This is a genomic window from Gardnerella vaginalis (assembly GCF_001546485.1).
GTDB classification, from domain to species: Bacteria; Actinomycetota; Actinomycetes; order Actinomycetales; family Bifidobacteriaceae; genus Bifidobacterium; species Bifidobacterium vaginale_D.
This window is the reverse complement of the sequence record NZ_KQ956830.1, coordinates 120,366-134,794: the sequence shown is the minus strand read 5'-3', so window position 1 is coordinate 134,794 and position 14,429 is coordinate 120,366. Positions and strand designations below refer to the sequence as shown.

Sequence of the window (14,429 nt, the reverse complement as noted above, 5' to 3'; positions counted from 1 at the left end):
ATACAAAACTATAAGCCACCCACGAATACTCTTAATAAAAATATTGTTGGTTGCCATAGAAATTTTCTTTATAATTTTAGCGCAGAATCCATCCACGCATCATTTCTAATACGCAAACTATTCCCCACTGCACGACCACCAATATAAGCGATATTCAACACAACCCATAATGCAGTAGTTCGTATTACGTCGTTCGTATGAAAAACAATGTTACTAACGCTTGCAAGCAGCAATGCAGATAAATATACAACAGCCATTGCCGAACATGCCTTTGCCAAATAGGGGTGGTCTCCAGCGCCAATTAATACACCATCCAATGCCCACATCCACCCCGCAAGAGGTAAAAATAAACCCAGAATTGTCATACCAATGGAAACAAGGAGTTGAATATCTGCGCGTGGGCTGAACAGCGAAGGACAACTCCAACCCACGATAATCATGAATAAACCGACTGCCACACTACTTAAAGCACCAACTTGTGCACAAATACGCGTAATCATCCCTGCTTGCTTACGAAGACCTGCTCCAAGTGCCGCTGCAACAATAGTTTGCGCTGCAATACCAATAGCATCTAAAATATTCATAACAAAATTCCAACAGGAATTAGTAACCTGATACGCAGCAAGAGTATTGGTACCGAGTCTTGCTGCCGTAACTACCGTAGCCACCATGCACGTACGCAACGCGAGCGTACGAATAAAAAGCGGCACACCACTTCCAGCAGAATGCAAAATTTGTCGAAAATGCGGTCGAAGTCGCGCACCACTCTGCACAGCCCACATAACTGCTGGAACAGTAAGCACAAAACCCATATACCATTGCGCAATCATAGTGGCAATACCAGAACCAGCAATACCCATCTTGAGGTAAAAAACTGCGATTATATCAAGAATAGTATTAAGTATGGCACCACTTATTGCTGCGAATAATGTAATACTTACCTTACGTAAACCACGAAATATGCCATTTGCAGCATATACAAGCAGCATCGCAGGCAATCCAGGCATAACCATTTGTGTATACACAATAGCATTTTGCAATGTAGATCCGCGCGCGCCTATTGCGTAGCATAACGGTTCAGCGGCAAAAATAAGTATGACTGTAAGAATTACACCAAGAAATAATGCAAGCCACAAGCCATCCATCCCAACACTAAAACCTTCTCGACGTTTACCTGCGCCTAAAAGACGCGCAACTTGCGAAGTCGTATTATATGCCAAGAATAAACAAAGACCGGTGGTTGTAAGCAATACTGTTGAGCCAATAGAAAGCCCTGCGAGTGCACTTCGTCCAATATGGCCAATAATAGCAGTGTCAATAAGAACGAATGCCGGTTCAGCAACAAGCTGACCAAAAGTAGGCAGTGCAAGTAACCAAATATTGCGAAGTACCTCTCCTCTAGAAGATGCAATATCACTCATTGCAGGAGACATGTGCGAATGAATAGTCGATAAATGCGTATCTTGAGTATGCGCATGCAGCGCAGATTGCGATGATTTTGGAATATTGCAAGATATTGTGTCAATATCTTGATTATTTAACTCCCGATTAGTCATAATGCTTTCATTCTACAGGCATGTTTCTTCAAGAAGTTGCCCCCACTTGTATAATCAATTTCTCAATTATCTAACATAAATATTATGAAATCGCAAGTTGAAATACCAATTCAGAGAAGTTATCCGCAGGATATCCACATTGTTATCCCCAATATGTGGACAATTTTGCAAAATATCCACTTAGACACGCCTAGAATGTGGACAACTCCTCTTTTTATGCACATCACCTACTTCGTGCGTGTCAAAAATTCTTTTTACCCACCAAAAAGATTCTGTGACAAATCTCAACACACAAAAACCGCATATCTTAAATAAGACATGCGGTTTATCATCTGTACGTATTCTTGTGAAATATTCTGATACGCACTATGGATTGGTTTAATGGCTAATTTGTTGCATTGTTACGAGACTTATGAGATTTTTTCTTAGCTTGTTTAGCTTCATCTTCTCCCGCAACTTTCTTATCTGCCGCGACTGCAGATTCTTCTTTGATATCAGAATCACCATTATCTGATTTTTCATCATCAGAATCATCATTATCCGCTTCCGCATGATTATTCTCGACATCACACTCTTCATCTTCCGCGGTATCTGCACCTGTAGTATCGGATTCTTCAAACTCAGGAGCACTATCAGGAGCACTATCATCCATCGTAATATCCACTGAAGTAAGAACAGCCATCTGCGTTTTACTTGAATCATCATCAGTAAGCGCAACAACAGCGCCTTCATGGCTTTGCGCGATTGTCGAGAAATCATAAGCACGTTCGCCTTGATCTGCTAAATCGACGCCATTACGTTCCTTATCTTCAGAAATACGCCATCCGAAAAGTTTTTCAAGAGCAAAAGCAACAACAGCTGTTACAGCACCCGAGTAAAGCACTGTAATACCAATTAAGCAAAGCTGCGCAACAAGCTGATGCCAATCGCCAACTGCAAGCAAGCCAGAACCGTCCGCGAAGAAGCCTACTGCAAGCACGCCAATAAGAGCTGCCACACCATTCACGCTCATTACGTGCAAAGCTCCGTCATAACGCATAAAAGTACGAGAATGCGTTACCAAAGAAGTAATAACACCAACAAGAATACCCAATACTAAAGCCCATAGCGGCGCAATAACATCTGCTGCAGCTGCACTAGCAGACAAACCCGCCATAACTCCAGACGCAGCACCCACAGCTGAGAAGCAACCAGAACGCAAACGCTCAGTTACACCCCAGGCCAGCATTGATGCAGATGCAGTAATCGTAGAACTTATCCAAGCATAACCAGCAACACCTGGCACACCAGCAGAAGAACCAATCATTAAACCGAGCCAGCCAAACCAAATTAAGAAGATTCCTAGCATAACAAAAGGCACATTATGCGGCTGACGAACAGCATCATTTTCAACGGATGTCTGAGCAGAGGAAGATTCAGCAACTTCAGCTACAGTAGCAACTGGGGAAACAACGGATTCCGCATCAGAATTATCCTGTGCTTTAGCAACATCAGCCCACAATGCTCGGGATAGGCGACTTTTAGCATTACGGGAATTAGTTTTAGCAGATACCAAACCTGCTCCCGTTCCAACATGCGCCACATTCTTAATATGCAACACTAAACGCCCCAACGGGAAATGAGCGTGACCACCGATAATCATAACAATTGCGAAAGCAGAAACAGCAGCAGCAATATGCAGTAAAGATCCGCCAGCAAAATCATGCACCTGAATACCTAATGCCTGCGAAATAGCACCATTAGGAGATAGCAATCCTCCACCGCAAACCATATGCGCAAGCGGAGCAAATACTAACGTAACCCATACAGCAACAAAAATAAGCCAAATAGCGTAACGTACACGTCCAGCTAATGCTCCAGTAATCAAAGCAACTGCAACAACTGCACAAGCCAAACGAAATGCAGCAGGAATTCCACCCGCCAAGCCAGAATTAGCATCCATAGATGTAAATACACCATGATCTGCAACCATAGAGTCGCGGAACAGCAACCCACTTAATGGATCGCCAACAATACCGCCAACCATATCTTTACCAGCAAAAGCTAGTGACCACCCCCACAAAGTCCATACAAGCGTTGTAACAGCGATAGCGCCAGCAGATAACATCATCATATTTACCATGGAAGTAGCGCGTTCACGACCGCCATAAAATAGGGCAATACCCGGCGTGATGATAAACACCAATGCGCCAGCCAACAACGCCCACTGCGGATCCATTGTGGTCATTTTTCACCTCAATTATTTTAAGCATCGCAACAATATATCGTCGCAACTGAAGTATTATGTTTAATAACTATTGTACCGAGAAATTCATATTGCAAAAATCACGAAATTCAGCAAATATGACATCCCCACTTCTGCAGAAAAACCGCTACATAATAGGTAGTCATTCTCTGCTGATTAGTTTATGCCAATAAACCATCTACGAAACTTTGTGCATCAAATGGCATTAAATCATCTGGGCCTTCTCCCAAACCCACTAGCTTCACTGGCACACCTAGTTCACGCTGTACAGCAACAACAATGCCGCCTTTGGCAGAACCATCAAGCTTAGTAAGAGCTACACCAGTAATACCAATAGCCTCAGCAAATACTTTGGCTTGAGATAAACCATTTTGACCAGTCGTAGCATCCAGCACCAGCAATACTTCGTCAACAGGGATAGTTTTTTCTACAACTCTACGAATTTTGCCAAGTTCATCCATCAAATTTGCTTTATTTTGCAGACGACCAGCGGTATCTATAATCAGCACATCTGCTTGTTGTTCTGTTGCTTTACTTGCTGCAACAAAAGCAACAGATGCAGGATCAGCACCGTCTTTATCTGCACGCACAACTGGCACATGCACTGCAGAAGCCCAAGTTTCAAGTTGATCCGCTGCAGCAGCGCGGAATGTATCTGCTGCAGCACACATTACTGAACGATGCTGAGCCACAAATAATCGTGCTAATTTACCAGCCGTAGTGGTTTTCCCGGTTCCATTAACACCAACCATCATAATAACACTTGGATGATTCGCTTCCGGCTTGTCTGCGTTCAGACGACGATCCGTATCCTCACCTACTACTTCTAGAAGTTTTGTACGCAATGTCAAACGTACATCTTCAGCACTAGCAGTACCGGAAATACGTGCATCTTTACGCAGTTCTTCTACTAATTCTTCACTAGCTTGGGTGCCAACATCAGCCATAAGTAACGTATCTTCTACATCTTCCCAATCTTCTTCTGAAAGATGGTCTTTGCTGATGATATTAAAAAGCACGCGTCCAAACGGATTCCTGCTACGAGATAAATGTTCACGGAGACGCTTCAAACGAGACGGTGCGCTTTCTGGCAGAAGTTCAGTTTCGGTTTCTCTTGCAGTCTCTAGTTGCTGCTTACATTCTTGTCCTGACTCTGTTACAGCCTTTGATTTCAGTTCCGACTTAGATTTATTGGCTTCAACGTTATTGGTTTCATCCAAATTACCAACACTTTTAGGAATTGACGGTCCATGATTATTGCCAAAAATACGCAAAATCACCGCAGCAGTCACCAACAAGATAGCAACAATTACAGCCGCAACTACAAACCAAACTACCATGTTCATATCCATAACCATGTTCATGACATTAAGCCTATGAAAGTCAAGGGACAGTGGCAATACATTTCACTATTTTTTCTCATCTTTATTACATTGCATAATAAACTATCGCAGCATCGAAGAATCTATTACACTAATAAAAGCAATTGATACTGCACTAAGCAAGTGAATTTCACATTCGCGATTTACACTAAGGAGCACTATGTCAGATCAAATAACCGTGGAAGTATATGGCGCAGATTGGTGTGGTGACTGCAAAAGAGCTAAGTCTGCATTGAATCAATATGGCGTGGCATTTACTTGGCATGATATTGAAACAGAAGCAGGAGCTGCAGATAAAGCAGTTGAGATTAGCGGTCAAAAGCATATTCCAGTAGTTACTTTTGCAGACAATACTTTTATGGTGGAACCATCCGCAACACAAATCAAAACAAAACTGGAATCACTTGGAATACTGAAATAATTTGTTTATAACACGCCAAATATCCATGAGATTCACTTCGTCTCTTCAATGTAGTATACTTGGCGATTGTTGCCCCTTTAGCTCAATTGGCAGAGCAGAGTCCTTTTAAGTCTTGGGTTGTGGGTTCGAGTCCCACAGGGGGCACTTTGTGGTGTCTCAGCAGATATGTCCTCGCATTCCGCTGAGATTTTTTATTTTCTATCATATGTCTCAGCGCATATCTCCGCTTTTGCGTTTATTTCAAATGGTAAACTAAGTTCGTTTTTAATAGTTTGAAATGATAGAAAAAACGAGGGAGCCGAAGCTCCCTCTGCAAAATCTGCTTAAAAATCGAAGACGACGACATGCGTCGACCTTATTGAGAATTAGCTTTTAATTATATAACATTCATTATTTAACTCGCCCAAACACTAGCATCTTGATCGTATTCATCAGCAGTAACTTCGGCATTATTTGATTGTGAATATGTATATTCATCATCAATAACACCAGAATCAGCATCAGCATTAATAGCAGCAAGGACACGCTTATCCATTTTGTACTGCGGAAGAACATTTTTAATGTAACTCGTCACAGCATCTTGCATAGCAACATCATGACCAACTTTTTCTGCCATAAACCAGCGATGATCAAGTACCTCGTGGAAGAACTGAGCTGGCTCAATTTGCGAACGAAATTCAGGAGGAATCATACGAACTGTTGGCTCAAAAATTTCACGCATCCAATCGGTTGCAACAATTTCTAATTCTTCGCCTTGTCTCCACGTTGAAGTGCGATACGCATCCAAATCGTTTAACAACCTTCGAGCCTGATTCTCTTGAACATCCAATCCAGTAAGACGAAGAAGTTTGCGGGAAGCATAGCCAGCATCCACAACTCGAGGTCGAACCAAAACCCTTCGACCATCTTCTGAAGTCTTCATCTCCAACTCATCAACATCGAAACCAAGCTCATTGAGACGATTAACACGACGTTCAATTCGCCACATCTCATCAGGACTGAACTTATCAACGTCAGTAAGCGTACTCCAAAGCGAGTGATAACGATCTACTAGACGATTGCCTATGCTGATCTCATCTACTTCTGTCGGCAAGAGCTGACCAGAGCTCAAATCCATAAGCTCACCAATAATATTGGTTCGAGCTAGATCAATATCGTATTCTCGTTGACCCTCTGTTAAGCTCCCGTGCAAATCACCAGTTTCCGCGTCAACTAGGAACGCAGAAAAAGCATCTGCATCTCGCAAAAACAGCACGTTAGAAAGCGACACATCACCCCAATAGAAGCCAGAAAGATGCAAACGTACCATAAGAACAGCGAGCGCATCGATAAGACGCTCTGCAGTATCAGGACGTAATGTGCGAGCAAATAACGCTCGATAAGGCAGTGAGAATTTTAAATGCCTTGTTACTAACATTGCCTCAAGCTTTTCACCATTAGCATCATGGCGTCCTGCAACAACAGCTATAGGAGTAACCGTAGGCAATTCAAGTTTACGGAGTCTACGCAAAAGCTCATATTCTCGTTCAGCAACTTGCCGAGTAATTTCCTTCATTGCATACACTTCGTCACCAACATGAACGAAGCGCACAACGTGACGCGAAATACCGCGTGGCAAATTCACAAACAAATCAGCAGGCCATTGGGATAATGGTAATTCCCAAGGAAGCATAAACATTTTTGGGTTTGAACTAGCCGCAGTAATCTTAAGCGTCTGCGGTTCTTGAGACGACGCACTCTCGTCCTGTGCAGAAACCGAAGTCGCCTGCACAGCGCGCGGGTCTAGCTGAGGAGCGTCATTCCATTCCATAAAGTTCATGTACCAATCAAGCTCATGTCAACAATGCCTCTTGCATTCCATATGTAACGCAGATTCATTGCCGGCGAATTATTGATAACAACTATACATAATAGGCTATGCATTGTAACGATACGTTGATGTACAACCTTTGTGTCACTTTTTGCTGGCAAAAACGGGGTTCGCGTTACGTTGCGAACCCCGCTATACCTTTATACCAAAACTTCGCTTACTATGCCTTTATAGAAAGCAAGCAAACTTCGCTTTTAATTCAAACGCAACTCGGTAGAAGGTGCGAATAGATGCATCTTGGATGGATCAATCTTAATCTTTACTGTGTCACCAACCTTTGGCAAAGCACGTGGATTCACGCGGATTGTCGTAAGTTTATTCTGATCAGACATCATAGTTGATGCTTCTTCAGGCGAACCATCAGTAATGATATTGCCATAAATATAGCCGTCAGAACCAAGATCCTCTACGTTCATCACCTTCAAGGAGAATGCATTTGGATCATCTGAAGTTGCCAAGCTTGCGTCTTCTGGACGGAAGCCAACGATAATCTGTCCATGATCTTCTTCAGTAAGCATGTCAACCGCTTCAGAAGGAAGAACAATAGAATCCTCACCAATCTGAGCACGACCATCAACCACTGGATGCTGGTTGATATTCATAGATGGGGAGCCAATGAAGCCTGCCACGAACACGTTCGCCGGGCGATCATAAAGCTCAGTTGGAGCACCAACCTGCTGCAAAACACCGAGCTTAATGACGGCGATGCGATCACCCATGGTCAAAGCTTCGGTCTGATCGTGGGTCACGTACAGGGTAGTAACACCCAATTGACGCTGCAAAGCAGCAATCTGCGTACGAGTCTGGACACGGAGCTTAGCGTCAAGGTTTGAAAGAGGCTCATCCATAAGGAAGACCTTTGGTTCACGAACAATAGCGCGACCCATAGCAACACGCTGACGCTGACCACCAGACAAAGCCTTTGGCTTACGATCCAAATACTCAGTCAAATCCAAAACTTCTGCAGCTTTTTCAACGCGCCTACGAATTTCTTCCTTAGGAACACCTGCAATCTTCAAAGCGAAGCCCATGTTGTCCGCAACAGTCATATGAGGATACAACGCGTAGTTCTGGAATACCATTGCAATATCGCGATCTTTTGGCTGCATAGTAGTAACATCTTGACCGCCGATGAGGATACGTCCTTTGTTAACCTCTTCAAGGCCTGCCAACATACGCAAAGTAGTTGACTTACCGCAACCAGATGGACCGACGAGTACGAGGAACTCACCATCTTTAATAGTCATGTTTAAATCGTCAACCGAAGGCTTATCGTTGCCTGGGTAAATACGAGTCACATGATCAAATACAACTTCTGCCATGATATGTCCTTTCATCGGCAGGTACGTGCCGAACGATCCGTAGTGAAGGGTGTGCACTCATGACCCCAATTCCTACATCGGCGGGAATCAATCGTCCACAGTTTACTTACCTGGTCCATTGAAGGTTCTCTTCGTTGAGCCATGCCTTAATATATCATGTTTAGCTTAGAAAAACAGCAAAAAATCAGCATTTTGCATAAACTCGGCGTGTCGAGCAAGGCACACAAAAGGAGAATAACTATGGATCAACAACAAGAAACAACAAACAATAAAATGCAAAAATCAAATGCCTCTTATAATAAAAACTTAATTGGCATCGTAATAGCATTAATTATTCTTGCATTTGCTGCAGGAGCTGGATTTATGTCTTATTACAATTCAATCAATAAATCGCAAGTAAAAACTGAGAATATAGCCGACTCCCAAACAGCCAAAAAATTGTCTTCTTCTGAAATTCCAACAGCATCTAATTTACAAGGCGGAATCCTTCTTAGTAAGAGTGGATATGGCAAGAAAGCTTCGGGCGCTCCTACAGTCGCTACTTATTTTGATCCTTTGTGCCCTGGCTGTGGATCCTTTAATCGTAATGTTGATGAAACTTTAATTAAAATGGTTGAAGCAGGTCAAATTAACCTAGAACTTCACCCTATGTCATTCTTGAATCGTTTTAGCTCAGATCAATATTCTTATCGCGTCTCAGGCGGTATTGCTTATATCGCTTCGCATGACAATGATCCAAAGCATTTGCTCAAGTTCATCAATAGTATTTTTAGCGAAAGATTCCAGCCGGAAGAAGGCGATGGATACCAAGCAACACCAAATAAAGCTCTTATTGATTTAGCTGAAGATGCTGGAGTTGCAAATAAGATTGCAAATAAAGCCTTTAACCTACAGTATGTTAAGTGGCAAGAAGTTATTAATGCGAGCATTCCAGAAGAAAAAGCTTTATGGAATGTTTCTGGCTCTAATAAAGGCACTATGACAACTCCAACAGTAACAATTAACGGTAAGCTAGTAGATCTACACGCAGCTTCTGAAAAGCAGATGGATTATTTGGAAGCTATATTAAAGTCTTTGGGAATCGATAAAAAACATGTTGGCGAATCTGGTTATATGCCGCAAGTTACGCATAAGAGTAAGCCACTTGATTTATAAATAAAATTAAGTAATTTCTATACAAAAACGGACGTTAAGAATACACTCAACGTCCGTTTTTATGTAATAATTTAGATTTCTATAATTTAGCTTATTTACAATGCAATAGGGGAACTAGTGTCAGACACTTTAGGCATTTGACCTGCAACGCCAACTTGGTTTTTATTCAAACCGATGCAATGCAAAATTGCATCAAGAATGCTCATATTCTTGCTACTAGCAGCATTAATATCAAGCAACTTTCCATTGATAGTTACAGTTGGCGTTGTCATCGAACCCTTACTAGAACCAGAAACATTCAACAACTCCACGAAATCAGGAGTGTATTTGTTAATCAAATTCTGCCACTCTAAGTATTGGCGATCAAAAGCCTTACTAGCAACAGAATCATCTACCCCAGCTTTCTTAGCTTGTTCAATCAACTTTTCATTGCTTACAGGCTTATAGCCATCACCCTCTTCTGGCTGGAAGTCTTTTGCAAAGATGTTATTAATAAATTGCAGTAAATGCTCTGGATTCCTGTCATTATTAGCAATATAAGCAATAGCGCCAGCTACACGAGTTGAATAATTATCACTAGAAATCCTATCCAAGAATGACATTGGGTGTATTTCCAAATTAATTTGACCTGCACGAACCATTGAAATCAGCACCCCATCTGCTTCACGATTAAAGTTTCCACATCCTGGGCATAGCGGATCAAAATAAGTTGCAACCGTTGGAGCTTTAGCAACAGGCTTATTGTAGCCAAGCTTGCTAATAAAAATTCCACCCCTAGCATTTACAACTTCCGGCTTGTATTTAGCACCAAGTTTCTTTAGTTGCCTTTTAGCCTTATCAGAGCGTTCAATTTGCGTTTGTTCAGCATTATTTTGCTGCGGTGCATAAAAAGCTTGATAAGCAGTAACACCAACTGCAATGAGCATAGCCATAACAATAATCACTACAACAATTCCAACAATGGTTTGCTGACGACGCTCACGAGCTTCGCGCGCAAGACGTTCACGATTTTCTATGGTTCTTTGTAGGCGAGTAGCAGATGAATCTCCCTGCTTATTATCACGCATCTGAATTTTAGGCATTGTTATCCTTCAACATATTGTGCGCTAAGACTTATTCCCAGCAGCATACTTGTTAATGAAATAGTAACCTCACCATAGTTTAATAGGTGGTATCAACGGAAAATGCACATCAGTCATTGTATTATTTTTTTATTTTTCAGATGATTTTCCAGCACCCAGTAAGGCACCTAGTCCCAAGCAGAATTTATCAGTATTCTTAGTAATTGCCAGAATAACCCACGCGGCAATACAACCAATTGCATAGCCGATAGCAGTTTGCGACAAAATACTAGGCGAATAAGTTGGGAAAGGGATATGCAAAGAGCCAAGTTTCAAAATTTGTAATTCTGGGCTACTTCCCAACAATAATGGATATGCCGCAGCCCCCATTAAGCTAGCAATCGCAATAACAACAACACGCGGCAACGCATACAACAAACCACAAATCGCATGCCACGGTAACGCCGCAATGCGCATAACTGCGTCATGCTGAGGAATAATACCGCCATTAAGCTGTTGTCTATATAAACATGCCGCAATATTATACCCTGCTGTCGCACTAATCCACATAATAGCAATAATCAAACCAGCAGCATCGAGCACATTGATACAAGCAGTAACAGCACAAACCGCAACACAGCATATTAGCGCCCACATGCCTCGATATTTATACGCATATTGACTACTTGTATGCGATGATTCAGATGCTTTACCAATATTATTTTGTTCTAAATCTTGCTGATTGAATGGTTCCGTTTCTTCTGAAAATGGTTCAGCAATATGCGTATCATATTCCTGCTCTCCACATTGTTGAGGCAATTGTGGCATAACGGTAGTAGAACGCATAGGCACAGTTGATAGCATAGTTTCATTGTTCATATCTACTGTGCGTTTTACATCGGAAGAAGCATTCTGCTTCAGAATAACTGTCTGTCCCTGCAGAGTTTCACGATTTGTTTCACATGCCGTTTCACACGCTGTTTCACGCCACATCGTGCGCGTAGCCACGCACGAAATTTGATCAAAAGGGCGGCTCGCCTCCGGCCATGACAGTGGATTCATAGCATCATCACTGATTGCATTTGCTAATACGGATAAAGAGCAGCGTTGCTGACGAATCGGATGTAAAGCACTGCGAAAAGCAGCCATAGTTTTGGGAGGCAAACCACTCAAATCAGCATTCCCGGATGCTGCACGTTCCAACACCGCCATCAATGGTTTGGTACCAAAAACAGGTTTGCCGGTTGCAGCAAACGCCAACACAGCTGCAAGTGACCACCAATCAGTCAACTCATCGGAATCTCCACCTTCAATAATTTCCGGAGCAATAAATCCAGGAGTTCCCATAACTAAACCAGTACGCGTAACATGACTCTCGTCTGTTCCCATAGCAATACCAAAATCCACTAACACTGGTCCTGTAGCAGCAATCATAACATTTGTTGGTTTAATATCACGATGAATAATACCAGCTTGATGCACTGCTTTTACAGCCTCAATGAGTTTATACGTAAGCCGTTCTAAATCATCAGCAACATAAGGACCATTCTCTGCAACATCCTCTCGTAGATTACGCCCCTCAATCAGCTCTGTGACGATAAACGCAATTGATGCATCAAGTTCCATATCTACTATGCCGCACACGCCAGCGTGATGAATACGTTGCAACGCTAGAGCTTCACGTTTAAGTCGCAATCTTGCACACGCTTGATCAGCATCTTCCTCATCGTTTGGATTAACACTGACGCAAGAACGTAATATTTTCATTGCATATTGATTACCACCGTCATCACGAACTCGCCAAACGGATCCCATTGCACCGCCGCCAAGCCTGTCAATAAGCGTATATCCACCCACATTATTGCCAGATTGTAGATCGAACATGCTCATATCACTCATACTGCATTATGGTAATGCCTTATATTGCCAAATGTTGCCGTACGCGATACATAAGCACAATACGATACATGCAACGACACCACAATTTTGTAATGACGTGGGATATGGTACACTAATCAAGGTCTGCATAATGCATACAGATGGCACGTGCAGCGTAACCAACGCCTCCTTAGCTCAGATGGCCAGAGCGGCCGCCTTGTAAGCGGCAGGTCGCCGGTTCGATCCCGGCAGGAGGCTCCACATTGGATAATGTTTTTGTATGATTCTGCTTCATATTTACAAAATGTTCGCAAAACGATAATTTTTGTTATCTTTCGTATCGAATATAATGACGTGCAATGGTTAGAGCAGGGAGATTAGATAGTGCTGAATGGCTTACATAGTTTCGTTTTGTACTATCTTATATTTCTGAAGGGAATTCATTCTGCAATACGATAATATTGCGTTTTTGGGTTACCTAGAATAGAAAAGATTGTTGATTTCACATCTAACGCCAACATTATGACGTATGATGAAAGTAAGACATGATTTTCTTCTGTACAATCATTGTAGAACAAGACTTGTCGCGAGTAAGAACTCGGGAACCTTCCCCCAACTCAGGGTTTCCGAGGTGAGAGTGGAGCGTCCCCCAACCAGCTCCACCTCATAAGGGGGCGGGAATATCCCCTTCTCTCCCGCCCCCATTTTTTTTGTTAGCTCGCGTAGCCAATGCAGCATAGAAGGTATAATAAAAGCCAGTCTTACAGTGAAGGGAGTGATTATATGGCACGTCGATGGACACCTCGACGCTTAATCGTAATGCGACGCACTCGTATTCTTGCCTGCATTCTGTCTCTATCACTTGCAGCATCATGCATGTTCGCATTCACAGCCCAAAAATCAATAGCATTAGTAGTAAATGGCAAAACTCGAGTTGTTCATACTTACGCAACTACGTCCGCGCGTCTTCTAGAAGAACAGCACATACCAGTAAAAACTCACGATCAGGTTATATCTTCTTCAGGCGATATTCTCACTAATCATGCTACCGTTACTGTACGCAGCGCTTATCAAACTTCTATTACTGTAGACGGCGTTACTATACCATTTTGGACAGTTGCAACCAGTGTCGATCAACTTATTGGATTTTTCCGAGCTAACGCGCAAAAAGCCTCGCGCATTACAGTAAATTTGCAAAACATTTACGATAAACTCACTTGCGGATTATCAATTAATAAAAAAGGGCCAATTACTGTTATTGCCGATGGTAAAACACGTATCGCTCCAGATGGCAGTTTGCCAGCAAGCGCTATCCTCGACGCGCAGGGCATTGTGCTCGGCAAAGAAGATCGCGTTAGCGTAGAAGAAAATGATGGTAAAACTATTTTACGCATTTCACGAGTTACTCACGGCAAAGAAACTCGCATGGTTTCACTTCCTTTTGCTACGCAAACTGTCGTCGATCCTCATCTTCCTGCAAATGCGCGAGTAGTGCAGCAAGTCGGCGTTAATGGCGAACGAGAAGATGTATATAACGTG

The 14,429-nt window shown here is 42.5% G+C and carries 10 protein-coding genes and 2 tRNA genes; 5 read left to right on the top strand and 7 right to left on the bottom strand.

What is annotated here, in order from left to right:
- Window positions 1–68 precede the first annotated feature (68 nt).
- The 3 genes from HMPREF3208_RS00825 to ftsY all read right to left on the bottom strand — a co-directional run bounded on the left by HMPREF3208_RS00825 (window position 69) and on the right by ftsY (window position 5,165).
- Entirely contained in the window at window positions 69–1,433 is a 1,365-nt protein-coding gene (locus tag HMPREF3208_RS00825) for an MATE family efflux transporter (RefSeq protein ID WP_064346810.1), read from the bottom strand.
- 508 nt (window positions 1,434–1,941) lie between these two features.
- Window positions 1,942–3,783 (bottom strand): ammonium transporter, encoded by a 1,842-nt coding sequence (locus tag HMPREF3208_RS00820; protein WP_016636796.1) that lies wholly within the window; start codon window positions 3,781–3,783, stop codon window positions 1,942–1,944.
- A gap of 179 nt (window positions 3,784–3,962) precedes the next feature.
- The gene (gene ftsY, locus HMPREF3208_RS00815; RefSeq protein WP_155639942.1) at window positions 3,963–5,165 is read right to left on the bottom strand and encodes a signal recognition particle-docking protein FtsY; all 1,203 of its coding nucleotides are present in this window, start codon (window positions 5,163–5,165) and stop codon (window positions 3,963–3,965) included.
- 178 nt (window positions 5,166–5,343) lie between these two features.
- On the opposite strand from ftsY, the gene HMPREF3208_RS00810 reads away from it, so the two are divergent.
- Complete coding sequence (locus HMPREF3208_RS00810) at window positions 5,344–5,604, top strand: mycoredoxin (RefSeq protein ID WP_016636798.1); 261 nt, start codon at window positions 5,344–5,346, stop codon at window positions 5,602–5,604.
- 71 nt (window positions 5,605–5,675) lie between these two features.
- Window positions 5,676–5,748: transfer RNA gene (locus HMPREF3208_RS00805), tRNA-Lys, on the top strand.
- Between the two features lie 250 nt (window positions 5,749–5,998).
- Here HMPREF3208_RS00805 and HMPREF3208_RS00800 read toward each other — a convergent pair.
- Both HMPREF3208_RS00800 and HMPREF3208_RS00795 read right to left on the bottom strand, forming a co-directional pair.
- Window positions 5,999–7,414 (bottom strand): DUF4032 domain-containing protein, encoded by a 1,416-nt coding sequence (locus HMPREF3208_RS00800; protein ID WP_032814303.1) that lies wholly within the window; start codon window positions 7,412–7,414, stop codon window positions 5,999–6,001.
- 254 nt (window positions 7,415–7,668) lie between these two features.
- Complete coding sequence (locus tag HMPREF3208_RS00795) at window positions 7,669–8,796, bottom strand: ABC transporter ATP-binding protein (RefSeq protein WP_032814294.1); 1,128 nt, start codon at window positions 8,794–8,796, stop codon at window positions 7,669–7,671.
- A gap of 240 nt (window positions 8,797–9,036) precedes the next feature.
- Between HMPREF3208_RS00795 and HMPREF3208_RS00790 the strand changes: the two genes are divergently transcribed.
- Window positions 9,037–9,951: a DsbA family protein gene (locus HMPREF3208_RS00790; protein ID WP_032814291.1), complete on the top strand. Its 915-nt coding sequence runs from the start codon at window positions 9,037–9,039 to the stop codon at window positions 9,949–9,951.
- Window positions 9,952–10,046: 95 nt separating this feature from the next.
- Here the strand turns inward: HMPREF3208_RS00790 and HMPREF3208_RS00785 are convergent, their stop codons facing one another.
- Together HMPREF3208_RS00785 and HMPREF3208_RS00780 are read right to left on the bottom strand one after the other, a co-directional pair.
- The gene (locus HMPREF3208_RS00785; protein WP_016637551.1) at window positions 10,047–11,033 is read right to left on the bottom strand and encodes a DsbA family protein; all 987 of its coding nucleotides are present in this window, start codon (window positions 11,031–11,033) and stop codon (window positions 10,047–10,049) included.
- A 129-nt stretch (window positions 11,034–11,162) separates the two neighbouring features.
- Window positions 11,163–12,911, bottom strand: a complete 1,749-nt coding sequence (locus HMPREF3208_RS00780; RefSeq protein WP_016637552.1) for a serine/threonine-protein kinase — start codon at window positions 12,909–12,911, stop codon at window positions 11,163–11,165.
- 163 nt (window positions 12,912–13,074) lie between these two features.
- Here HMPREF3208_RS00780 and HMPREF3208_RS00775 point away from each other — a divergent pair.
- Both HMPREF3208_RS00775 and HMPREF3208_RS00770 read left to right on the top strand, forming a co-directional pair.
- A tRNA-Thr gene (locus HMPREF3208_RS00775) sits at window positions 13,075–13,151 on the top strand.
- 522 nt (window positions 13,152–13,673) lie between these two features.
- The coding region (locus HMPREF3208_RS00770; RefSeq protein WP_155639944.1) for a ubiquitin-like domain-containing protein at window positions 13,674–14,429 on the top strand (756 nt) is incomplete at its 3' end.